Origin of the sequence: Mesorhizobium ciceri biovar biserrulae (assembly GCF_001618845.1) — a bacterium.
Classification (GTDB): Bacteria; Pseudomonadota; Alphaproteobacteria; order Rhizobiales; family Rhizobiaceae; genus Mesorhizobium; species Mesorhizobium ciceri.
The window spans coordinates 2596873-2617223 of the sequence record NZ_CP015064.1 but is presented as its reverse complement, the minus strand read 5'-3'; the positions used below and the strand labels follow the sequence as shown (position 1 = coordinate 2617223).

The window sequence follows — 20351 nt, the reverse complement described above, 5'->3', positions numbered from 1 at the left end:
GGCTTCGGATTCGAAGAACTGGGCAATGCAGACGGGTGACTACGCCAACACCCGCTATTCCAAACTCAACCAGATTACTGCGGACAATGTGAAGAACCTGCAGGTCAAGTGGACCTTTTCCACCGGCGTGCTACGAGGCCACGAGGGTGGACCGCTTATCATCGGCGATGTGATGTATGTCCACACGCCTTTCCCGAACAATGTCTTTGCGCTCGATCTCAAGAATGACGGGAAGATCCTTTGGAAGTACGAACCCAAGCAGGATCCCAACGTCATTCCGATCATGTGTTGCGATACGGTCAATCGTGGCGTTGCCTATGGTGACGGCAAGATCATTCTCAATCAGGCCGACACCACGGTCGTCGCCCTGGACGCGAAGACTGGCAAGGTCGTCTGGTCGGTCAAGAACGGCGACCAGACCGATGGCGGCAAAGGCGAATCCGGTACGGCTGCCCCCGTCGTCGTCAAGGACAAGGTGCTCATCGGCGTCTCCGGCGCCGAATTCGGCGTTCGCGGCTGGCTGGCCGCCTACAATCTGAAAGATGGCAAACTCGCCTGGAAAGCCTATTCGGAAGGTCCGGACGCAGACACCCTGATCGATCCCGAGAAGACTACGCAACTCGGCAAGCCGGTTGGCAAGGATTCCGGCACGAACACCTGGGAAGGCGAGCAGTGGAAGACCGGCGGCGGCACGACATGGGGATGGTATTCCTATGATCCCAAGCTGAACCTGGTCTACTATGGCACCGGCAATCCCTCGACGTGGAACCCGGTCCAACGCCCCGGCGACAATCGCTGGTCGATGACGATCATGGCCCGCGATGCGGATACTGGTGTTGCCAAATGGCTCTACCAGATGACCCCGCATGACGAATGGGACTATGACGGCATCAACGAGATGATCCTCGTCGATGGCATGGAGGTCAACGGCGCCAAGCACGACGTGCTGGTGCATTTCGATCGCAATGGTTTTGCCTACACCATGGATCGCGCCACCGGCGATCTTCTCGTCGCCAAGAAATACGATCCGGCCGTGAACTGGGCGACCGAAGTCGTCATGGACCCCAAGAGCGAACAGTATGGTCGCCCGCAGGTCGTGGCGAAATATTCGACCCAGCAGAACGGCGAAGACACCAACTCGACGGGCATCTGCCCGGCGGCGCTTGGAACGAAGGACCAGCAGCCTGCGGCCTATTCGCCGAAGACCGGGCTGTTCTATGTCCCGACCAACCATGTCTGCATGGACTATGAGCCTTACAAGGTGAGCTACACCGCCGGTCAGCCTTATGTTGGCGCCACCGTGTCGATGTATCCCGCACCTGGCGGCGACGGCAACATGGGCAACTTCATTGCCTGGGATGCGGCCAAGGGCGAGATCGTCTGGTCGAAGCCCGAGCAGTTCTCGGTGTGGTCGGGCGCGTTGGCGACAGATGGCGACGTCGTCTTCTATGGTACACTCGAAGGCTACATCAAGGCGGTCGATAAGGACGGTAAGGAACTCTACAAGTTCAAGACCCCGTCCGGCATCATCGGCAACATCACGACCTACGAGCAGGGCGGCAAGCAGTATATCGCCGTTCTGTCGGGCGTCGGTGGATGGGCTGGTATCGGCCTGGCAGGCGGCCTGCTTTCGCCTGACAACGCCGCTGCCTGGCATGGCGCCGTCGATCAGGGCCGCGCGCAAGGCGACCAAGCCGCTGTCGTTGGTACAGCTGGCCTGGGTGCCGTCGGCGGCTACGCGGCACTTGCCGACTACACGACGCTGGGCGGTCAGCTCACCGTCTTCGGTCTCCCGGATTGATGCGCTGGGAACCTTGAGCATGCCTCAGGTCTTGTGAGACCAAAGGCTTGAAGAACGAGAGCCCGGACATCCGGAAGCCATGGCCGGGCTCTCGATTCGGTTACGCACCCAAAAACACCGATCAATGCCGGTCGCGACAGCAAAACCGTGTCCATTGGCAAATGAAGGAAGCGTTTGAATGTCCGTTCGCATTGTAATTTCGGCTTTCGTCCTGGCTCTGCTGCCTCTGGCAAGCTCGAGCCTCGCCCGGGCCGACGACAGCATGGAAAAAGCCAAGGCGGTAAAGGAAGAAGGCGGCAAGTATTTGGATGCGGATGGAAATCCGACCTACAAGATCGAAAACGGAACCGTCGATTGGTACACGTTCAGCGGCTACCGCCGGTATCATTCCGATTGCCATGTCTGCCACGGACAGGACGCGACAGGTTCGAGCTATGCGCCGGCTTTGGTCAACAGCCTGAAAACCATGGATTACGCGACATTCCTCTCGATCGTCGCCGAAGGCCGCAAGAATGTCGGCGGCGGCAAGGAAAACGTCATGCCTGCCTTTGGCGACAACAAGAACGTCTATTGCTACCTGGACGATCTCTACGTCTATCTGCGCGCGCGCGCGGATGGCGCGGCGCCCCGCGGAAGGCCGCCCAAGCACGAAGACAAGGCCCAGGCGGCGAAGGATGCCGAAGCATCCTGCATGGGTGGATGACATGATCGGCCGCGATGCATTGAAGCTGCGCGTCGTTCTGCCGATCCTCGGCACACTCGCCTTGCTGCCGTCGAACGCGCATGCGCAAAGCGCCGGCCTTGGCGCGGCGGGAGAACTGGTCGACCCTGACATTCTGCGCGTCTGCGCCGATCCCTCGAATATGCCCTTCACCGACAAGAGCGGCGAAGGCTTCGAAAACAAGCTGGCCGAACTGGTTGCCGCGAAAACCGGGCGCAAGTCCGTCTCCTACACCTGGTTTCCCACGATCACCGGCTTCGTGCGCAATACGTTGGGGGCCAACCGATGCGACATCATCATGGGCTATGCTCAAGGCGATGAGCTGGTGCAGAACACCAACGCCTACTATCGCTCCGCCTATGTGCTGGTGCATCCGAAAAGCCACGATATGGAAGGCGTGGAAACGATCGAGGATCCCAGACTCACAGGCAAAACGATCGGCGTCGTTGAAAGCACGCCGCCAACCGCCAACATGGCCGCCAACAAGCTTCTGCGGACCGCCAAGATCTATCCGCTTGCGGTGGATACGCGCGTCACCCCATCAATGGGGGAGGTCATGATCAAGGACATGCTGGCACACAAGATCGATGCGGCGGTGCTGTGGGGACCGATGGCAGGTTACTACGCCAAGGAACTCGGAGCTGATGTGACGATCGTTCCACTGGTGAAGGAAAAAACCGGCTCGCGCATGTCTTACCGCATCACCATGGGCGTACGTCCATCGGACCAGGAATGGAAGCGGACGCTCAACCGGGTGATCAGGGAAAACCAGGCGGAGATCACCAGGATCCTGCTGAGCTACAACGTCCCGCTGATCGACGAACACGACAACCTGATTACCCAATGAATGGAAGGGAGACTATTTTCGTGCTGGTCGCCGCGAGCCTTCTGGGTCTGGCCGAGCCGACATGGGCTGGCGACATCGCCGAACCCAGCGGTTTCCGGATGGACGACTATCGGGCGCCGGTACCGCGGACGCTGCAAGGCGCGAGGGTGGTGACGACGGTGGAAGCGGAAGCGCTGTGGCGAACGAAAAAGGCGATCTTCTTCGACGTGATGCCGGACACGCCCAAACCGGCCAATTTGCCGGCAGGGACGATATGGAGAGACAAGGTCAGAAAGGACATTCCAGGCAGCATATGGCTGGCCAATGTGGGATACGGCGCTATTTCGCAGGAGACCGCCAGCTATTTTCGCCAAGGCCTCGCGGCCAAGGCCGGGACGGACAAGTCGCGCGCGATTCTGTTCTACTGCATGACGAATTGCTGGATGTCGTGGAATGCGGCGAAACGGGCCGTCCAGTGGGGCTACAGTTCAGTAATCTGGTATCCGCTCGGCGCCGATGGGTGGGAAGATGCAAACCTTCCACTGGAGGAGAAGAAACCCTACGCAACGAACAATTGAAATAAGGACTGCAATTATTCTCGATAGTTTGTTTTCAATTTTTCAAAACCTATTGTTTCATTTGTCCATTTTGAAACTTGATGGACGAGCCATTGCGTCGGTGCCCTGCAATGGTTGGCTAACGACAGGATCGGTCCCTTCGGGCTGGTATAAGAGGAGAAATGTCATGAAGAAGAACTGGAAAAAACCGACCATGTGTCAGGTTGCCGCTGGCTTCGAAATTTCACGGTATCTGCCTGCTGAAATTACTCCCAAGAAGTAGGCCGCAGAGGTGCGCGTCCCTGGCGACAGGGGCGCGCATCCCCTCCCCGCATGGTATTTTCGTGAACGATTTTGACGCACGCAAAGCGCGCGGAGTGTTGTTTGTGACTGCAAATTGCCTGCAGGTCAGAGAAGCCGGCGCGCGGGCATTTTCATGCATTTGAGGATCATCGGATCGGCGGCGGGCGGCGGCTTTCCGCAATGGAACTGCAACTACCGTCTCAGTCGTGCGGCTCGCAACGGCATGGCAAGCGTGCATCCACGAACCCAGTCAAGTGTCGCCGCCTCGGCGGACGGGTTGGGCTGGGTTCTTTTCAATGCCTCGCCCGACATTCGCCAGCAAATCGCTGCAACACCTGAATTGCAACCTGCGGGCGATGCGCCGCTGCGCTCGACACCTATTCGCGCTGTGGTGCTGACCAATGCCGACGTCGATCATATCGCCGGACTGCTCAGCCTGCGCGAGCGGCAGCCTTTCGCCATCTATGCAACGGCGCAGGTTCTGGCGACGCTGGAGGCGAATTCGATTTTCAACGTTCTCGATCCAGCGCTTGTGCCGCGGCGCATCCTGCCGCCGGCGAAAGAGTTGGCCATCTGCGACGCAGAAGGCCGCGATACCGGCGTAATGATCGAGCCCTTTGCCGTGCCCGGGAAGATAGCACTCTATCTGGAGGATAGAGACCATCCAGATGCCAATTTCAGCTCCGACGCAGGTGACACGATCGGAGTCCGAATTGCCGGCATCGGCAGCCGCGGCTCCGTCTTCTATATCCCAGGCTGCGCGCGCATCGATGCGCGGCTACGCGCGCGTCTCACCGATGCCGCCTGTCTTTTGTTCGACGGCACGGTCTACACCGACGACGAGATGATCGTCGCCGGCGTCGGTCAGAAAACCGGCGCGCGCATGGGGCATCTGGCGATCTCGGGAGAATTGGGTTCGATTGCAGGCTTGGCCAATGTGAAGGTCGGCCGTCGCGTCTTCGTCCACATCAACAACACCAACCCCATCCTTGACGAGAGTTCCGCCGAACACGCGGCGGTCAAGGCGGCAGGCTGGGAAATCGCAAACGACGGTATGGAGATGGAATTTTGAGCGACTTCCGCGATGCAGCCAAAGGCGGACTCTCCACGAGCGCTCTCGAAGCCGTGCTGAGGCAGGTTGGCGCCGAGCGCTATCACAATCGCCATCCCTTTCACCACAGGATGACCAGCGGCGCGTTGTCGAAGGCCGAGATGAAGGCCTGGGCGCTGAACCGCTATTGCTATCAGGCGGTCATCCCACGCAAGGATGCCATGATACTCGTACATGCCGAGGATCCAGCGTTTCGTGCCGCGTGGCGCAAGCGGATCGAGGATCATGACGGCGAGGACGGCTGGAGCGGCGGCATCGCGCGCTGGCTGCATCTGGTAACTTCGCTCGGCCTGGACGCCGAGGCCGTGAAGAGCGAAAGGCTGGCACTGCCGGCGACACGCTTCGCGGTGGGCGCTTACCTTTCCTTTTGCACAAACCGGACGCTGTTCGAGGCGGTCGCGTCCTCGCTGACCGAGATGTTCTCGCCACTCATCATCGGCCAGCGGGTGCCGGCAATGCTGGCCAAATATGACTACATCACCGAGGATACGCTTGCCTATTTCAAGCAACGGCCCGAACAGGCCTCGCGTGACGCCGACTTCGCCCTTGCCTACGTGCTCAGCCACGCCGATACGGCGGAGCGCCAGCAGCAGGCAATCGATGCACTGGTGTTCAAATGCGATATACTCTGGGCCATGCTTGACGCGCTTCAACACGCCTATGGCGAGCGGGGAAACATACCGCCCGGCGCCTTCCAGCCCGAGGCAGCCCTATGATGGCGCTGCGCGAAAGAGCTGTGGTGTCGTTGCGATCGGTACCTTCGCTGCCGAAGCACGTGCGCATACAATACGATCCCTTGCGGCAGGCATTCGCCGTGCTTTCACCGGAAAAGATATTCTGGCCGAACGATGTCAGTCTCGACATATTGCGACGCTGCGATGGACGGTCCACGGTCGGCGACATCATTGCCGGCCTTGCCGCCGATTATGAGGCCGAACAGGAGGCCGTGGCGACCGACGTCATCGCCTTCCTGCAGGAATGGTCGGACAAGCTGCTGGTGAGGCTATGAGCACGCCCCTCCTCCCTCCAATCGGCATGCTGGCGGAACTGACGCATCGCTGCCCGCTGCAATGCCCTTATTGCTCCAATCCGCTCGAACTGCTCAAGGCCAATCGCGAACTCGACACAGAGACCTGGCTCGCCCTGTTCTCGGAGGCCGCCGATCTCGGCGTGCTCCAGGTGCATCTGTCCGGTGGCGAGCCGACACTGCGCCGCGACCTCGAGCAATTGATCGCCGGGCTTGCGGGGCGCGGCGTCTACACCAATCTGATTACCGCAGGCGTTGGCATCGTCGAGGGCCGTATCGAGGCATTTGCCGAAGCCGGTCTAGACCATCTGCAACTGAGCTTTCAGGGCGCGCGGCCGGCGACCACGGATCGCATCGGCAACCACAAGGGTGCCCACGAAAAGAAGCTGGAGACGGCACGCCGCGCGCGCGCGGCCGGTCTGCCTCTAACCATCAACGCGCCGATCCATCGCCATAACATCGAGGAGGTGCCGGAATTCATCGATCTCGCCCTTTCGTTGGGCGCGGAGAGGCTCGAGATCGCCAATGTGCAATATGCCGGCTGGGCGTTAACCAATCGCGATCAACTGATGCCGGAGCGTGAAGCGGTCGATAGGCAGGCGGAGATCGTCGCGGAGGCACAGGAGCGGTTGGCCGGCATCATCAACATCGATTTTGTGACGCCGGACTATTTCGCGATCTATCCCAAGCCGTGCATGGGCGGCTGGGCGCGGGACGCCTTCATGGTGACGCCTGACGGCACCGTACTGCCCTGCCATGCCGCACAGACGATCCCGTCGCTCAGCTTCGAGCGTTTCGAACCACGCAGGCTGTCCTCGATCTGGGCCGATTCCCCGGCGTTCAATGCCTTTCGCGGTACGGACTGGATGCAGGAGCCATGCCGCGGCTGTGAGCGGCGCGAGATCGACTGGGGCGGCTGCCGCTGCCAGGCGATGGCGATCGCCGGCGATGCCGCTGCAACGGACCCGGCTTGCGCGAAATCGCCGATCCATGCTCGCATGGCAATGCTGATCGACGAAGCCAGGCGCATTGCCACAGTTCCTTCGAGAGAAGAAGCATTCGTCTACCGGCGGATCGGTGCGGTGACCGAATCCGCCTGACCTGGCGAGAAAGCGCTTCTCACCCCCTCGGCAAGACGCGTAGCGTCTGCTCGTCAAACAATGGCTCGTCCTGGCCGATGCGCACAAAAAGCAGGCTGTGCCCCTCACCCGCGGGCACCTCGAAATACTGCATGCCGTCAGGCATTTCACCCCAGTCGCCGCAGGGCGGTTCGGGAATCTCGTCGGAGCTGGCAAGTGCTTTCAGCTCTTTCGCATAGGCGGCGTCGGGGCTGAATGTGTAGCGTTTGACGCCGGCGGGTACCGTGCCCTCGGTGTAAGGCGCCAGCACACAGCGGGCGCTGACGGCCTTGTCGGTCTTTTCCAGGAACAGGCGCTGCAACGCAGCCTCGGCGGTTTCGCCAGGCTTGATGTCAAAGACCTCGACAAGAGGGTCAGCCGCGCCGCCGTCGCTGTATTTGATGGCGAGCGCTTTGCCGGCGAATTCGAAATGGATCTGGCGGAAGCCGAAATCGCAGCGCTGCGTCCAGGCGGCCAGCCCGACAGTTTTGTCAGACAATTTTTCCCAGGCGCATTTGTCGATGGGCGGGCGCGACGGCGCCGGCTCGTCCGCCATGGCTGGTATCGTCGCGGATGCAAGCAGGGCACTGGCCCAGATGGTCGATCGCACGCTATTCATCGCTGCATCCTGTTAAAATGAAGGCGTCCCAGGCCGAACCGCCTGGATTGGCATTGGCGAAATCGGCTCCTTCGGTGAAAGCCACGCCGAAACCGGGCAAGAGCAGCCCTCTCGGCGCCGGTGTCGCTTCGCGTGAATTCAACTGCTCGGCGCCGCCGCCGGTCAAGGCATAGACCTGGCCCTCCCATAGCCTGCACAATCCGCTACCGTCCTGCAGGCCGCCTTCCCGGTCGTCGTCGGTGCAGGCGTGGCGAATGGTGCCGAGCGGGAAAGAATTCTTGCCGTTGGTCCAGGTGATGTCGGCGGGCAGGCTCGTGCCGGTTTTGGGCACGGCCAGCGAAAACACTTCGGCCGTCAGCGCCGCCGGGTCGTTGGCGAGCGGCCGGAATTGCACGACGGCACCCGAGCGCGGCTCCTGATAGGTGGCGTGACTCAGGAGGCATTCTTTTGCCAAGGCCGCCTGCATCGGGCCGAGCAGGCCCAGGAGGAAAAAGGCCAGTATGCGGGTGATCATCCGATGTCTCTGGGAAAGCGTTGAGTCGGCCCGCACAGTCGCATCATTCACGCAAAAGCATAGCAAAATCCGGAACGGCGGCGTTTGTCCGCTCCTGGACAAAACTTGTCCACGCAAAATCCCACCAGCCTGTATGGTCGAGCGCACTGATCGAAGGAGTGGTGATGCGGCGTTTGGTGATGACGACGGCAATATCCGCATTCGCCGGTGGCTCCGCGCTGGCGGCGCCGCCTTATGTTGGGACATGGTCTACCGACAGGCTGAACTGCCACGCGGCTCCCGACATCCAACGCGAGACTGTGTTCACAGTGGACCAGGCGTCGCTGTCGTTCCCCGATCTCGGCTGCGAGCAGGCGACATTTCGCAAAAGCTCGACCGGCTGGGTGGTGCATGCCAGCCAATGCTACGGTTCCGACCCGTCGATCGAGGAGCCGTTCGCGCGTGTCATCCATATCGTCAGGCATGGGGCCACGCTGCGGTTCACCTGGCCTGGCTTCGACAGCGGACCGCTCGTCCGCTGTTGAAGGCGTCCGGCGCCTCAGACCAGGCCGACCAGAAAGGCGGCGCCACCGAGAAAGCCTGCCGAGCAGATCCATAACAGCCAGAGCCCCCGTACCCGGCATTCCAGCACCGCCGAGCCGGGGTTGGCGGGGTCATAGTGGACGTCGACCTTGCTGCCTTCGACATACTGCCGTGCCTGGCCGCCGACGAGGCCGGGCAACGAAGCCGTCACGGTTCCGCCGAAGGTCACACGATCGGCGCTGTAGCGCTGGCCGGCGACGTCATAGGAGTAGACGATGCGGGATTTGAAGACGGTGCGCCAGCGACCATAGCCAGAATGGTTTCGGAGCGCCTGCAGGCCCGAGGCATCGATGCGGCCGGCAGTGACCGGCCATTTTGCCGCCTGCTCGGCCATCGATTTCTGGACGAAGCCCATGCGCAAGGCAAACAGGCCCATGAACAGCAGCAGCGCCGCCGCGCCGAGGTTCTGCGGCTTGGGCAAATGCGGCCTGATCGCCTCCAGGACGCCGCCGACGGAAAACACCAGAACCAGCGCGCCGACCACCAGCCCGGCCGAGAGCTGGATCATGAACTTGAAGGCGCCTTCGGGCATGGTGCGCTCGATCACGGCTTTGCTCGGATCGGCCGGATTGTAGAAGACAGTCACCTCCGCGCCGCGGGGAAACTGGGCAAGGGTTTCGGTGACTTCGAAATTCCCCAAATTCTCCTTCACGCTGTAGCGCGAGCTTTGAAATTTCTTGCCGCCGACCTTGTATTCGAAGGTGATCGCCGGAAAATTGCGCATTTCGGTGGTATCAGTGCTGTCCGAACCAACGCCCGAGCTTCTGACCTCGTGTGCCTCGACGCGCGACGAGATGATCTTTCCCGGCGTCGGCAGCCAGCGGCTGAGTGCCTTCACCTCTCGCCATTTCATGAAGGTGATGAACGACAGCGCGCCCGCGACCACGCAGGCAAAGCCGACAAGCATGATCTTGAGTTCCAACTCGTCTCCCCCCAGGAGTGCAGGAACCCGCACATAGACAGCATGGCGGCGGCAATGTCTTGTATTTTCGCAAATCTGAAAAGGCTGAGCAGCGCAAACGGCAACAGCCCACGCCGCGTTATGCAGGCTTCACGGCCAGGAACGTGTTCCATTCTTCGCTATTGCGGCCGACGTTGAAATCGTCCCTGATGAGGACCAGCCCGGCGCCTTCGAGACGGGCGGCGAAGTCGTCCCTGCGCCAGTAGACCATGTGATATTCGCCTGATGTCTCGCCATCGCCATTGCGCATCGAGACGAGGAAGGCGCCGCCCGGGCGCAGCGACCCGGCTATCTTGGCAAGCACCTGGTCGGTCTGGTCGCGAGGCACGTGGATCAGGACGCATAGGGCAAGGACCGCGTCGTAGGGGCCGCCGAGATCATCGGTGATGAGATCGAGCAACTCGCCATGCTTACCACGCGCGGCCTGCAGCTCGAGAAACCGCTTGGTCGCGTCGGTGCGCCGAACCTTGACGCCCAAATTTTCCAGAAAATCCGCATCGTATCCGGCTCCGGACCCGACTTCCAAAATCCGGCCACCTGTGCCGGCGATTGCCACCAGGCGCTTGAGCGATGCCTGCTCCCTCTCGTTGGGAACATGGCGCACGATGGCATCATATTGTTCCGCATAATCCTCGTAAGCGCTGATCGTTTGACGGCTCTGTGCCAGAGCCTCCGATGACACACCCATCTTTTCCTCCCATGCGTCCTTGTTGGTCAAAGAGCCAGACACTTTCCTCAGCGAATGCTGCCAGCGGAAGCGTGTCCATCGAGCAGTCCGATATCGCGCTTGAAATGGTCCGACAGCGCACGCTGGTCAAGCAGGCCGCGTGAGCGGGTCCTGAAGGGAGCGGCGAAGAGGTCGAGGATCGGCGGACACCCGAGAAAGCGAACGACGCCAAGCCTGATAGCTTGTCTCAGTTGGCGTCGGCTACCGTCTGCCGGCCGCCGGCCCAGGCGCGCCATTGCCGTTCGTCGCCATGGAAGACATTGAGGTCTATGCGGCCAGTGACGCCGTGCGACAGGCCGGAGCCGGAATACTGCCAGAACAGCCATTTGCGGCCGGGATAGACCTTTGACGGATGCTGGGCGACCGCACGCAGCCAAAACGGATAGTCGAGGAATTCGCCCCTGAGATTGTCGCGGTAGAAATCGGGCGCGGTGTAGATGATGGGCCGCTGGCCGTAATAGCGCTCCAGCTTGTCCATGAACACCTGCATCTTTTCCAGCACCTTTTCGCGCGACGGCCGCCGCTTGCAGCTGGACTCGCCGTTCCACTCGACGTCGATCACCGGCGGCAGCGCGCCTTCGACCCTGGGCACGTTGCGGATGAACCAGTCCGCCTGCTCGCCCGCCGTGCGGCACCAGTAGAAGAAATGGTAGGCGCCGCGCTTCAAGCCGGCGGCGTCGGCGTTGCGCCAGTTTTTCATGAACATCGGATCGAGGTGGTCGCCACCGTCGGTCGCCTTGATGTAGGCGAAGTTGGCGCCCTGCGCCCGCAGCTTGTCCCAGTTGACGTTGCCTTGCCAACGCGAGACGTCGACGCCGTGCACTGCAAGGCGGCGAGGCGAACCCTTGCCGAAATTGATCGGCTTGGCGTCGCGAAAACCGTAACGGGTGAGCGGCCCGGCAAGCATGGCCGGTGCCGCGCGCGTCAACAGCTTGGGCGGCGACACCAAGGCTGCCGGCTCGACCGGCAGCCCGCCGACATCAGGCACTTGGGGATCAGGCGCATCAGGTGCGGCAAACACCCCCGTCTCTTCCTCCTCCGCCAAGCCGAACGGGCGCGTTTTTTCCCCCGGACCGTTTTCAGACATGGGAGCCAGTCCGGCCCTTGCCGCCCTGTTGCCCCTTGCCGCCGGAGCAGCGGCGATCGGTGCCGGCGGCCGGATCACGGAACTGGTGGTCTCGTTGGAGGGTTTCTGCAAATCCAGCGCATCGACGCCGGCCGTTGACGAGCAGCCGGCAAGGCATAGCGATGCTATCAAAAAACTGACGACGCCCGGAATCCGCATCTGGACCTGTACTCAAAACACAACAGACCGAGGGCGAAACGACAGCCGACGGACAAACCGGATCAGTTATGAATGAGAAATTACCAATAAAGTTTGAATCAAGTTTTTTTCGCCATACCGCATGCGGGTAAGCGCGGTGGAAACTGGCTCAGGATTTCCTGAAGACGCCGATCATCGGCCCGAGATTCCAGTAGTCGTCTTTGCGGCCGATGGCAGGCGCAAACAGGCTGGATATCGTGCCGTCGAGGAACAGCGCGTTATCGCAACCGAGCGCGTCGCGGAAAAGCCGGGCGAAGGCATGGAAGGTCACCGTGCCATTCGAAATCGCAAAGACCGCGACGCCATCCTTTCGCACCCCGACACCGTCGCGGGTTTTCCGCGAAGTGCCGTCGGCCTGGAATTTCGGATGCAGCTTGCCGTCGATCACCAGCATCGGCCCCGATTGCGTCGCATAGTCGACGGTCGGGCGCCTCTTCACGAAGTCCCTGGTGGCGCGGACCGCGGCCCTGCCGTCGCGTATGTAGAAAATGCCGTTTGGCTGCAGGGAAAAGTTGCCGCTTCCCGAACCCGTTTTCACCGACGCCATCTCCTGGCCGCGCTCGACATAGAGACCGACCGGCGCGAGGTTCGGGTGATACATGCCGGCATTGATGCCGAACAGCATCGTGCGCCCGATCGCCTGTTGCGCGGCATGCAGATTGTGCAGCGACTGAAACGGCTTGCCCGCCGCATCCTTCCAGAACAGCTCGAGCTGATATCGTTTCGGATCGACCTCGCAAACGAGATAGCTGGTCGCCTCGAAGGTGAAGTCCCGGCATGGTGGCAGCGAGACAACCCACTGGCCGAACGACGCGCCAAGCGCCGCCACCGACGGCAGCGCCCCCTTGGCCATCGCCAGCAACAGTGGCACCGATTGCAGGAGGGTCAAAAAATCCATGTGCGTACCGGAATCGAAGTTCGAGGTCCGGTACGGATATAGCCCGTTTCAAGCGATACTGTGGAACTGCCTTAGACGAGCCATCCCATGGCGACGCTCGACAACAAGACGATGCCGAGCAGGCCGCGATAGATGACGAACGGCCAAGCCGAGAAACGCTCCAGCACGCGCATCAGCCCCCATATGGCGAAGAAGGCGGAGATCGACGCGACGACCAGCCCGACAGCAAGCACCGACCAGCCATGGGCGTCGAGATGGACCTTGTGCAGTTCCCAGAGTTCCTTGAGGCCGGCGAGCGCGATGGCAGGCAGCCCGAGCAGGAACGAGAAGCGCGCCGCTTCGGCCCGTTTGAAGCCGAGCCCCAGTGCCGCTGTCAGGGTCGAGCCCGAGCGCGAGACGCCGGGGACAAGCGCGCCGATCTGGGCGATACCGACGAGCAGCGCATCGGTCAGCGACGCATCGCCCATGCTGCGCCGGTGACGGGCAAAGATCTCGGCCAGCGCCAGCAGGATCGCCATGGCGATGCAGGCCCAGCCGATCACCGTCAGGCTACGCAGCGGCGAATTGCAGGCGTTGAGCAGGCCCGACAGCGCAACGCCGGCGATGACGATGGGGATCGTCGCCAGCACGATCCAGAGCGCCAGCTTGAAATGCCGGTCGGCGAAATCGCGTCGCGCCAGAGCGTCGAGCGATCCAAACAGGATATCCCTGACGTCGCTCCAGAAATAGCTGACCACCGCGGCAAGGGCCGCAAGCTGCATGGCGGCGGAGAAGGCGGAGCCAGGATCCTGCCAGCCGAGCACGGCCGGCACGATGCGCATATGGGCAGTCGAGGAAATTGGCAGCAGTTCCGTGATGCCTTGCACCACGCCGAGGAACGCCACCTTGGCGAACCCCAGGCCGACGAAGCCCGTGTCGAGGCCTTGGGTGCAGATATCGGCCAAAATCGAATTCCGTGCATGAGAGATCGGAGTTGCGTGGACCGACCATCGGTCAATCCCGGGCAAGCCTTATCGTCATGGGCCGGATAATCAATTTACGGATTTGTAAGCTGGCACGCCGAGGTGCACGCCGTTCGAAAACCGGCCCACCTTGGGGCCGGCTTGAGGCACACAGGGAAAATCGCAAAGCGACTACGGGCAGAGCCAGAGTTTCTGGCATGTCCTGGCGATCACATGCGCCGGCGGCACTTCGGGCTCATCGGTCGAAGGCCGGCGAGCCCGTTCGAGCAGCATGCGCACCTGTTCGGGACGCACACGATCGCGCTCCATCACAAGCAGGACCATCGGATCTCTCAAAAGCTCGTCCAGGGTGCTGATGCTGTCGTTCATCCGTCGTCTCCTCGAATGCCGTACCCGCGACCCTTAAATAGGACGACAAAGATGGCTCGCCAATGACGCTTTGCCGGCTATCTCGTGTCGATTTGGATTAAATTTTGGCCATGCTTGCGCTCTTCCCTTCCCCTGGCGCTGCGCGTCGATCCACCTTCTTCCACAACAAGGGGAGAAGGGAAAAATTAGCCTGGCGGAGGGGCGCCTTCGTATTTCGGCAGGCCGTCATCAAGCACCAGCCAAGGCTGCTTCGAGGCCGTGAAAATATGCATTTGCGGCTTGAAAACCGTGGGATCGTCGAGCGAACCGGTGGTGATGCCGATAATGCCTGCGGAATCACGTCGGGAGAACAGCGTTGTGCCGCAGCTCGGGCAAAAGCCGCGCTTGAGATCCGGTGAAGAGCCTATAGTCGCCAGCGGCCCATCGATCGTCACGTCCTCGATGCGAAACAGCACGCGTGCGTTGAAGGCGGCGCCGATCGCCTTCTGGCAAAGCCGGCAGTGGCAGACGCGTTCGTTGATGGGAGCCGCGTCCGCGCGGTAGCGCACCGCCTTGCACAGGCATCCGCCCTCATATCTTGCCATTGTCTGGATCCACTGGTGGGAGAGAATAGGCGCGCAACGTATCGGCGGGGCCGATTGGGTCAATTGAAAAGCTTTGATGCAATGTCATCGCTTGTGCTGATGCGAGTTGGGATGAAGCCATGACGCCGAAAGCCGTCATGGAGCCACGGAATGCCGGCTGCCCGCCAACAGCCGGCGGTTTTGGCGTTCACTCCATTTCGCCGACGACCTCGTCCCAGGTCTTGACCTTGGTCTGGCCGTTTAGGAACGGCAGCGCGGCGGCCGTCAGCTCCGGGGCGAAGAAGACATCGTAGTGGGTGCGGTTGGGCAGGATCACCAGGCGGTTCTGCGACAGGTTCTCGCGCATCCAGCCGGCGTCCTTCAGTCCGCCGCCGAGCATCTGATAGAACTTGATCTCGTGTTCGGGCTTATACATATCGCTGTCGCCATAGACCAGCATGACAGGCATCTTCAGCTTGGCGACATCGGCCGAGTAATCGCGGTTCTGACGCATGAAGCCGCCCAGCGCATCGAGGAGCTTCGGGAACTCCTCCGGATGCGGCGCCACCGCGACGTAGGATTTGTACATCGGCGTGTCCTTCATGAACTCAGCCGCGGCTGCGCTCACCTGTGCCTGCTGCGGACGCATCTCGTCATAGAAGCCGTCCGTGGCGTAGCCGGTCGATACCAGGACGAGGCGGTGCACCGCTTCGGGATGCTGGACGGCCATGCGGAAGGCGACGCCGCCGCCTAGCGAATAGCCCATGACATCGACCTGGCTGTAACCGAGCGCCTTGACGATGGCGGCCATGTCGTCGCCCATCGCCTCCACGGTGAATGGTCGGTCACCCAGCGCGGTGCGGCCGTGACCCTGCAGGTCGACGCCGATGACGGTGCGGTTTTCGGCAAGTTTCGGCAGGATCGGCGCGAACATATCCGTGGTGCCAAGACCACCATGCAGCAGAAGCAGCGGCTCGCCCTTGCCATAGATCGCATAGTAGTAGTTCAGGCCGTTGATCGTCAGAAGGCCGGACTTTTCCGGCTTCGGCAGTGCATTCGTTTCAGTCGTCATGGCAGGTTTTGTCTCCTCTGCATTGGTGATGCCCGGGCAGGCAAGCAGTGCTGCGGCCGAAGCAAAAATGGCGAAAAACAGGGTTTTGAACATATCGATCTCCTCTCCTGTCGATATCAAGGCGTTATGCGGATCAAAGCGTTTTGGCGAGTTCTTCGAGCTGGTCGGCGCACTGTCCCCAGCCCTCGTGGAACCCCATCTTCTCATGCTGTTCGCGGTCGGCGACGCTCCAGTGCCTGACCCGAGCGATGTAGCGGGTCTTGCCGTTGCCCTCGTCCTCGAAGGTCAGCGCGACGGTCATGAACGGCTTTTCCGAAGGCTGCCAAGCCTCAGTGTAGGCGTCGGTGAGGACGATCTTCCTGCCGGCAACGACTTCGAGGAAGACACCTGGGTTGGGGAACTCGTTGCCGTCCGGGCTGGCCATGACGACAAGGCTCGAGCCACCGGCGCGCACATCCATCTCCGCGCGCGGCGTCGTCCACGGTTTTGGAGAGAACCAGCGCGTGATCAGTTTCGGATCGGTCCAGCAGCGATAGACGTTCTCGCGCGGCGCATCGATGATGCGGGCGAGAACCAGTTCGCGGTCGTTGGTGGGGGCGATGTCGAGCTTGGTGGTCATGATGGCGTCCTGCGTTTGATCTGGCTTCCGTCCCAAGGACGAGCCGATGAACCGCAAGCCGACATCGGCCAGCGAAAATTTTGCGACACCGTTTCGATTGACCCGAGGCGTCACTCACCTTCGTCATCCACGGGCGGAGCAGGAACGCAGCTCCGTCGCGGAGACCCGAGGATGACAAAGTGATGGATGGGCCAAAGCCTCAGTGGCGCTTGGCTTGCACCAGATAGGCCTCGATCTCGGTCTCGCCGAGCCACTTTGCCGCTTCCAGCCGGTGCAGGCCTTCGACGAGGATGTGGCGCTTGCCGTCATGGCGGACCTGGATCGGCGTCTTCGTGCCGTTTTCCAGAATGTCCTCGGCGAGATGGCGGACGGTCTCGGGATGCAGCGTCTTCTTGCGCGCCGTCGGCACGTAGATCTCGTCGACCTTGACCTTTTGCACTCTGAGCATGCCGACCCCCGTGGCGGAAACGCCGCCAACCCTGAGATAGTCCGTTTGATGGAGGCGGCCAAGGGTGCGGCTAACGAATACGAAGTCCGAAGGCCATTCTCGGTTCGAAGATGCCAGGGACAGCAGATCGTTTGCCTGTCGTCGCGCGTTTCGATATTGCGTCTGCGCGATCGTCGAGGGCCACGGAGCAAATCCCCATGAGCAAATCTCTCGTCACCTTTGTCGGCGTCGCTCATCCCTGGATGTGCGACGTGATGGGGCACGTGAATGTGCGTCACTACGCGGCGATGTTCGATGATGCCAGCTTCCAGCTTCTCGGCCATATCGCCGGACAGGACGACAACCAGGCGTCGCAGATCGGATGGGCCGACGTGCGCACCGAAATCGACTATCGGCATGAAACGAAAGCCGGTGCGCTCATCACCATCCACTCGCATGTCGTGAAGATCGGCCGCACCTCCATCACCTTCGAACAGGTGATGTTGGGCTCGCTCGACGGCATTGTCCGCGCATCGAGCCGGACGACAAGCGTGCGCTTCGACCTTGCCGCGCGCGCCTCGGTCGCTCTGGACGAGCCGATGCGCGACCGCTCTTCGGCCTTCCTGATCGAATAAGCCTGTCTCCGCCCGTCAGCCTATGTAGATGCGGTCCTCGAGGGGCGTGTCGGCAATCAGCATCTGCAGCCCTGACAGCAGCGCCTTCTCGGCGCGGTTCATCACCTTGTCCGGATTGACCAGCAGGAAGATGTCGATGGCCGGCGGCGCGTCATAGGGCGGCAGCCGCCACAGCATTCCATCCGCCACGTCCCGCCGCGCGACGTGCAGCGGCAGCGGCCCAATGCCCAACCCGGCGACGATCATGCGCCGCACCTCTTCCAGGCTCGAGGACACGCCGACGACATCGGCGTTGAGCCGGGCCTCGCTGCGCAACAGCGCGACCGGCCGCAACGCATCCGAGATATGGTCGGTCTGGAACGATACCGAGGGCTCGCCCCGGAGATCGGTCAGCGTCAGCCCGGTTTGCCCGTAAAGCCTGTGCTGCGGCCCACAGAAGAAGCCGAAGAACTCGCGGTAGACCATCGCATATTCCAGCGCCGGATCGCGCTGGCTGACCAGGCAGATGCCGAAGGAAGCACGCCGGTCCCTCACCTGCTTGGCGACTTCGGTGCTTGCTGCGACTGAAATGGTGATGCTGGCGTGCGGGTAGTTGCTGTGGAACTCGGACAGCGCCTGATCAAAGAGCGGCGAGACGACATGGCTTGCCGTCGCGATCATCACATGGCCGGTAACATCGTCGCTGATGCCGCGCATCAGCAGCGGCAACTGCGATATGGTGCCGAACACCTCGACGCTCTGCTCGTAGAGAAGCCGCCCGACCTCGGTCAGTTCGAAGCGCGTCGCGTCGCGCTCGACCAGACGCCGGCCCACCCGGTCCTCCAGCCGCCGCAGAGCATTGCTGACGCTGGGTTGCTTGAGGTTCAGTCGCTCCGCAGCTCGCGTGATGCCCTTCACCTCCGCGATGACGACGAATGTCCTCAGAAGGTTCCAGTCGAGATCCCAGACCAGCCGTTCGGGGCGTGGAAGTACCATTCCTGATATCTATGCTCTCTATTCGCATTATCTATTTGCGCAATGATACCGCAAAGGCAATCATTGATGACAGGAAAGCGTCTGCACGCCTCCCAAGAACAAACCTTGCGCGCCATCCAGAGGAGAGGAAATCAGATGAACAGAGTATTTTCCGGCATCGCCGTTGCGGCCCTGCTGCTTGCGTCGACCTTCACTGCCGTTTCGGCCAGGGCCGACGACCTCGAAAAGATCAAGGCGGCGGGCGAGCTGAAGATTTCCATGAGCGGTCAGTATCCGCCCTTCAACTTCGTCAACGACCAGAATGAAGTCGTCGGTTTCGACGCCGATATCGGCAAGGCCATCGCCGAGCGCATCGGTGTCAAGGGCACCATCATCACCACGGCCTGGGACGGCATCATTGCCGGCCTGCTCGCCAACAAATACGACACCGTCGTTGGCTCGATGACGATCACGCCTGAGCGTGAAAAGGTGGTCGATTTCGTCGGGCCTTACTACCACGCCGGCCGCGCCGTTTTCGTCAGCGAGCAGTCGAAAGTGCAGAGCCTCGACGAGCTCAAGGGCAAGACCATTGGCGTGACGCTGGGCGAGACGCATGAGAAATGGGCGCGCGAAAAGGGCGGCTGGGATATCCGTACCTACAAGGGCCTGCCGGAACTGCTGCTGGAACTGAGGGCCGGCCGCGTCGACGCGATAGTCGTCGACAACATTCCGGTCATGGTTGCCGTCAAGGAGACGGGCGAGAAGGTCCGCAAGCTCAACACGCCCGATATCGAAGGCGGCGCTGTTGCCATCGGCATCGCCATCCGCAAGGACAATCCGGAGCTCAAGGCTGCGATGCAGAAGGCGCTGGACGACATGCTGGCGGACGGCAGCTACGAAAAGATCTCGATGAAGTGGGTCGGCAGCGACATCCGCTGATCTCTCCTGGCTTCAGGCGACCAAAGCCGCCTGAAGCCGAGCGTTACTCCTGCTGGACCCTTTCATGGATTTCTCCTTGATGCAGCGCGTCTTCCCGTTCTTCGTGGAGGCCGCCTTGGTGACGATCGAGATCACGGTGTTGGCCCTGATCCTGGGCCTCGCGGCTGCTTCATTGGCCGCGGCCGCCAAGATGTCGAAATCGGCAATCCTGCGGACCATCGGCACGCTCTATGTCAGCCTGTTTCGCGGCACGCCGTGCCTGATCCAGCTCTTCGTGCTCTATTTCGGCGGCCCGCAGATCGGCATCAATCTGGAGCCGTTCGCCGCCGGCGTTATCGGCCTCGGTCTAAACATCGGCGCCTATATGGCGGAATCGATCCGTGGTGCGCTGGTCGCGGTCGACAGGGGCCAGACGGAGGCCGCCCGCACAATAGGCTTCAGCCGTTTCCAGACCTTGCGCAAGGTCGTGCTGCCGCAGGCCGCACGGCTGATGATCCGGCCGCTCGGGGTCAATACGGTTGCTTTGTTGAAGGGATCAGCACTTGTGTCGACCATTTCAGTCGTCGAACTGACCTACACCGCCCAGCGCTTCATCGGCTCCACCTACAAGCCGTTCGAGATATTCGGCGTTGCAGCCCTGCTCTACATGATCATGGTCTACGCGGTTGCGCGGGTCGTCGACCTGCTCGACAAACGCTTCGCCATCGTCTGACCGGAGAGCA

Annotated in this window: 25 protein-coding genes; 12 read left to right on the top strand and 13 right to left on the bottom strand. The window is 61.4% G+C overall.

Going from position 1 to position 20351, the window contains the following annotated elements; translation table 11 throughout:
* Positions 1-25: 25 nt before the first annotated feature.
* From A4R29_RS11980 to pqqE, 8 genes are all read left to right on the top strand, one after another.
* The gene (locus tag A4R29_RS11980; RefSeq protein ID WP_128278335.1) at positions 26-1801 is read left to right on the top strand and encodes a methanol/ethanol family PQQ-dependent dehydrogenase; all 1776 of its coding nucleotides are present in this window, start codon (positions 26-28) and stop codon (positions 1799-1801) included.
* 178 nt (positions 1802-1979) lie between these two features.
* A complete protein-coding gene (locus A4R29_RS11975; protein WP_013532071.1) occupies positions 1980-2504 on the top strand; it encodes a c-type cytochrome, methanol metabolism-related in 525 nt (174 codons plus the stop codon).
* On the top strand, positions 2476-3369 hold the full coding sequence (locus A4R29_RS11970; protein WP_013532072.1) for a quinoprotein dehydrogenase-associated putative ABC transporter substrate-binding protein: 894 nt from the start codon (positions 2476-2478) through the stop codon (positions 3367-3369). Before A4R29_RS11975 ends, A4R29_RS11970 begins: the two co-directional genes overlap by 29 nt.
* A complete protein-coding gene (locus A4R29_RS11965) occupies positions 3366-3926 on the top strand; it encodes a PQQ-dependent catabolism-associated CXXCW motif protein (protein WP_063171998.1) in 561 nt (186 codons plus the stop codon). The genes A4R29_RS11970 and A4R29_RS11965 overlap by 4 nt, the downstream gene beginning before the upstream one ends.
* A 415-nt stretch (positions 3927-4341) precedes the next feature.
* Positions 4342-5280, top strand: coding sequence for a pyrroloquinoline quinone biosynthesis protein PqqB (pqqB, locus tag A4R29_RS11960; protein WP_013532075.1), 939 nt, complete (start codon positions 4342-4344; stop codon positions 5278-5280).
* On the top strand, positions 5277-6035 hold the full coding sequence (pqqC, locus tag A4R29_RS11955; protein WP_063171997.1) for a pyrroloquinoline-quinone synthase PqqC: 759 nt from the start codon (positions 5277-5279) through the stop codon (positions 6033-6035). Before pqqB ends, pqqC begins: the two co-directional genes overlap by 4 nt.
* A complete protein-coding gene (gene pqqD, locus A4R29_RS11950; RefSeq protein ID WP_013532077.1) occupies positions 6032-6328 on the top strand; it encodes a pyrroloquinoline quinone biosynthesis peptide chaperone PqqD in 297 nt (98 codons plus the stop codon). Before pqqC ends, pqqD begins: the two co-directional genes overlap by 4 nt.
* The gene (pqqE, locus tag A4R29_RS11945) at positions 6325-7446 is read left to right on the top strand and encodes a pyrroloquinoline quinone biosynthesis protein PqqE (protein ID WP_063171996.1); all 1122 of its coding nucleotides are present in this window, start codon (positions 6325-6327) and stop codon (positions 7444-7446) included. Before pqqD ends, pqqE begins: the two co-directional genes overlap by 4 nt.
* Positions 7447-7465: 19 nt before the next feature.
* Here pqqE and A4R29_RS11940 read toward each other — a convergent pair whose 3' ends face one another.
* Positions 7466-8083 carry a hypothetical protein gene (locus A4R29_RS11940; protein WP_063171995.1) on the bottom strand — a complete coding sequence of 206 codons (618 nt, stop codon included), beginning with the start codon at positions 8081-8083 and terminating at the stop codon, positions 7466-7468.
* On the bottom strand, positions 8076-8597 hold the full coding sequence (locus A4R29_RS11935; RefSeq protein WP_063171994.1) for a hypothetical protein: 522 nt from the start codon (positions 8595-8597) through the stop codon (positions 8076-8078). The genes A4R29_RS11940 and A4R29_RS11935 overlap by 8 nt, the downstream gene beginning before the upstream one ends.
* A gap of 164 nt (positions 8598-8761) precedes the next feature.
* Between A4R29_RS11935 and A4R29_RS11930 the strand changes: the two genes are divergently transcribed.
* Complete coding sequence (locus tag A4R29_RS11930; protein ID WP_063171993.1) at positions 8762-9121, top strand: hypothetical protein; 360 nt, start codon at positions 8762-8764, stop codon at positions 9119-9121.
* 14 nt (positions 9122-9135) lie between these two features.
* Here A4R29_RS11930 and A4R29_RS11925 read toward each other — a convergent pair whose 3' ends face one another.
* The 10 genes from A4R29_RS11925 to A4R29_RS11880 form a co-directional block, all read right to left on the bottom strand.
* Positions 9136-10101: a DUF3592 domain-containing protein gene (locus A4R29_RS11925; protein ID WP_244506947.1), complete on the bottom strand. Its 966-nt coding sequence runs from the start codon at positions 10099-10101 to the stop codon at positions 9136-9138.
* A 118-nt stretch (positions 10102-10219) separates the two neighbouring features.
* The gene (locus tag A4R29_RS11920; RefSeq protein WP_013532083.1) at positions 10220-10828 is read right to left on the bottom strand and encodes a class I SAM-dependent DNA methyltransferase; all 609 of its coding nucleotides are present in this window, start codon (positions 10826-10828) and stop codon (positions 10220-10222) included.
* Between the two features lie 226 nt (positions 10829-11054).
* Positions 11055-12152, bottom strand: a complete 1098-nt coding sequence (locus A4R29_RS11915; RefSeq protein ID WP_063171992.1) for a glycoside hydrolase family 25 protein — start codon at positions 12150-12152, stop codon at positions 11055-11057.
* A gap of 148 nt (positions 12153-12300) precedes the next feature.
* On the bottom strand, positions 12301-13089 hold the full coding sequence (locus tag A4R29_RS11910; RefSeq protein ID WP_013532085.1) for a phosphodiester glycosidase family protein: 789 nt from the start codon (positions 13087-13089) through the stop codon (positions 12301-12303).
* 71 nt (positions 13090-13160) lie between these two features.
* The gene (locus A4R29_RS11905) at positions 13161-14033 is read right to left on the bottom strand and encodes an undecaprenyl-diphosphate phosphatase (RefSeq protein ID WP_013532086.1); all 873 of its coding nucleotides are present in this window, start codon (positions 14031-14033) and stop codon (positions 13161-13163) included.
* 189 nt (positions 14034-14222) lie between these two features.
* The gene (locus A4R29_RS11900) at positions 14223-14420 is read right to left on the bottom strand and encodes a hypothetical protein (RefSeq protein ID WP_027162632.1); all 198 of its coding nucleotides are present in this window, start codon (positions 14418-14420) and stop codon (positions 14223-14225) included.
* 185 nt (positions 14421-14605) lie between these two features.
* Positions 14606-15004: a GFA family protein gene (locus A4R29_RS11895; RefSeq protein ID WP_013532088.1), complete on the bottom strand. Its 399-nt coding sequence runs from the start codon at positions 15002-15004 to the stop codon at positions 14606-14608.
* A gap of 187 nt (positions 15005-15191) precedes the next feature.
* Positions 15192-16148, bottom strand: a complete 957-nt coding sequence (locus A4R29_RS11890) for an alpha/beta fold hydrolase (RefSeq protein WP_027162633.1) — start codon at positions 16146-16148, stop codon at positions 15192-15194.
* A 40-nt stretch (positions 16149-16188) separates the two neighbouring features.
* Complete coding sequence (locus A4R29_RS11885; protein ID WP_024504356.1) at positions 16189-16674, bottom strand: SRPBCC family protein; 486 nt, start codon at positions 16672-16674, stop codon at positions 16189-16191.
* A 199-nt stretch (positions 16675-16873) separates the two neighbouring features.
* Positions 16874-17122, bottom strand: coding sequence for a ParB N-terminal domain-containing protein (locus A4R29_RS11880; RefSeq protein ID WP_063171991.1), 249 nt, complete (start codon positions 17120-17122; stop codon positions 16874-16876).
* A gap of 197 nt (positions 17123-17319) precedes the next feature.
* On the opposite strand from A4R29_RS11880, the gene A4R29_RS11875 reads away from it, so the two are divergent.
* Positions 17320-17736 carry an acyl-CoA thioesterase gene (locus tag A4R29_RS11875; RefSeq protein ID WP_027162634.1) on the top strand — a complete coding sequence of 139 codons (417 nt, stop codon included), beginning with the start codon at positions 17320-17322 and terminating at the stop codon, positions 17734-17736.
* Positions 17737-17751: 15 nt separating this feature from the next.
* Here the strand turns inward: A4R29_RS11875 and A4R29_RS11870 are convergent, their stop codons facing one another.
* Positions 17752-18711 (bottom strand): LysR family transcriptional regulator, encoded by a 960-nt coding sequence (locus A4R29_RS11870; RefSeq protein WP_063171990.1) that lies wholly within the window; start codon positions 18709-18711, stop codon positions 17752-17754.
* Positions 18712-18846: 135 nt separating this feature from the next.
* Between A4R29_RS11870 and A4R29_RS11865 the strand changes: the two genes are divergently transcribed.
* Complete coding sequence (locus tag A4R29_RS11865; protein WP_063171989.1) at positions 18847-19629, top strand: ABC transporter substrate-binding protein; 783 nt, start codon at positions 18847-18849, stop codon at positions 19627-19629.
* Between the two features lie 64 nt (positions 19630-19693).
* Complete coding sequence (locus tag A4R29_RS11860) at positions 19694-20341, top strand: amino acid ABC transporter permease (protein ID WP_063171988.1); 648 nt, start codon at positions 19694-19696, stop codon at positions 20339-20341.
* Positions 20342-20351: the final 10 nt, after the last annotated feature.

Bases quoted from the DNA above. Each gene is read 5' to 3' on its own strand.
- A4R29_RS11980 (WP_128278335.1), top strand. From the start codon at position 26: ATGCAGACGGGTGACTACGCCAACACCCGCTATTCCAAACTCAACCAG.
- A4R29_RS11975 (WP_013532071.1), top strand. From the start codon at position 1,980: ATGTCCGTTCGCATTGTAATTTCGGCTTTCGTCCTGGCTCTGCTGCCT.
- A4R29_RS11970 (WP_013532072.1), top strand. From the start codon at position 2,476: ATGCCGAAGCATCCTGCATGGGTGGATGACATGATCGGCCGCGATGCA.
- A4R29_RS11965 (WP_063171998.1), top strand. From the start codon at position 3,366: ATGAATGGAAGGGAGACTATTTTCGTGCTGGTCGCCGCGAGCCTTCTG.
- pqqB (WP_013532075.1), top strand. From the start codon at position 4,342: ATGCATTTGAGGATCATCGGATCGGCGGCGGGCGGCGGCTTTCCGCAA.
- pqqD (WP_013532077.1), top strand. From the start codon at position 6,032: ATGATGGCGCTGCGCGAAAGAGCTGTGGTGTCGTTGCGATCGGTACCT.
- pqqE (WP_063171996.1), top strand. From the start codon at position 6,325: ATGAGCACGCCCCTCCTCCCTCCAATCGGCATGCTGGCGGAACTGACG.
- A4R29_RS11940 (WP_063171995.1), bottom strand. From the start codon at position 8,083: ATGAATAGCGTGCGATCGACCATCTGGGCCAGTGCCCTGCTTGCATCC.
- A4R29_RS11935 (WP_063171994.1), bottom strand. From the start codon at position 8,597: ATGATCACCCGCATACTGGCCTTTTTCCTCCTGGGCCTGCTCGGCCCG.
- A4R29_RS11930 (WP_063171993.1), top strand. From the start codon at position 8,762: ATGCGGCGTTTGGTGATGACGACGGCAATATCCGCATTCGCCGGTGGC.
- A4R29_RS11920 (WP_013532083.1), bottom strand. From the start codon at position 10,828: ATGGGTGTGTCATCGGAGGCTCTGGCACAGAGCCGTCAAACGATCAGC.
- A4R29_RS11915 (WP_063171992.1), bottom strand. From the start codon at position 12,152: ATGCGGATTCCGGGCGTCGTCAGTTTTTTGATAGCATCGCTATGCCTT.
- A4R29_RS11910 (WP_013532085.1), bottom strand. From the start codon at position 13,089: ATGGATTTTTTGACCCTCCTGCAATCGGTGCCACTGTTGCTGGCGATG.
- A4R29_RS11900 (WP_027162632.1), bottom strand. From the start codon at position 14,420: ATGAACGACAGCATCAGCACCCTGGACGAGCTTTTGAGAGATCCGATG.
- A4R29_RS11895 (WP_013532088.1), bottom strand. From the start codon at position 15,004: ATGGCAAGATATGAGGGCGGATGCCTGTGCAAGGCGGTGCGCTACCGC.
- A4R29_RS11890 (WP_027162633.1), bottom strand. From the start codon at position 16,148: ATGTTCAAAACCCTGTTTTTCGCCATTTTTGCTTCGGCCGCAGCACTG.
- A4R29_RS11885 (WP_024504356.1), bottom strand. From the start codon at position 16,674: ATGACCACCAAGCTCGACATCGCCCCCACCAACGACCGCGAACTGGTT.
- A4R29_RS11880 (WP_063171991.1), bottom strand. From the start codon at position 17,122: ATGCTCAGAGTGCAAAAGGTCAAGGTCGACGAGATCTACGTGCCGACG.
- A4R29_RS11875 (WP_027162634.1), top strand. From the start codon at position 17,320: ATGAGCAAATCTCTCGTCACCTTTGTCGGCGTCGCTCATCCCTGGATG.
- A4R29_RS11870 (WP_063171990.1), bottom strand. From the start codon at position 18,711: ATGGTACTTCCACGCCCCGAACGGCTGGTCTGGGATCTCGACTGGAAC.
- A4R29_RS11865 (WP_063171989.1), top strand. From the start codon at position 18,847: ATGAACAGAGTATTTTCCGGCATCGCCGTTGCGGCCCTGCTGCTTGCG.
- A4R29_RS11860 (WP_063171988.1), top strand. From the start codon at position 19,694: ATGGATTTCTCCTTGATGCAGCGCGTCTTCCCGTTCTTCGTGGAGGCC.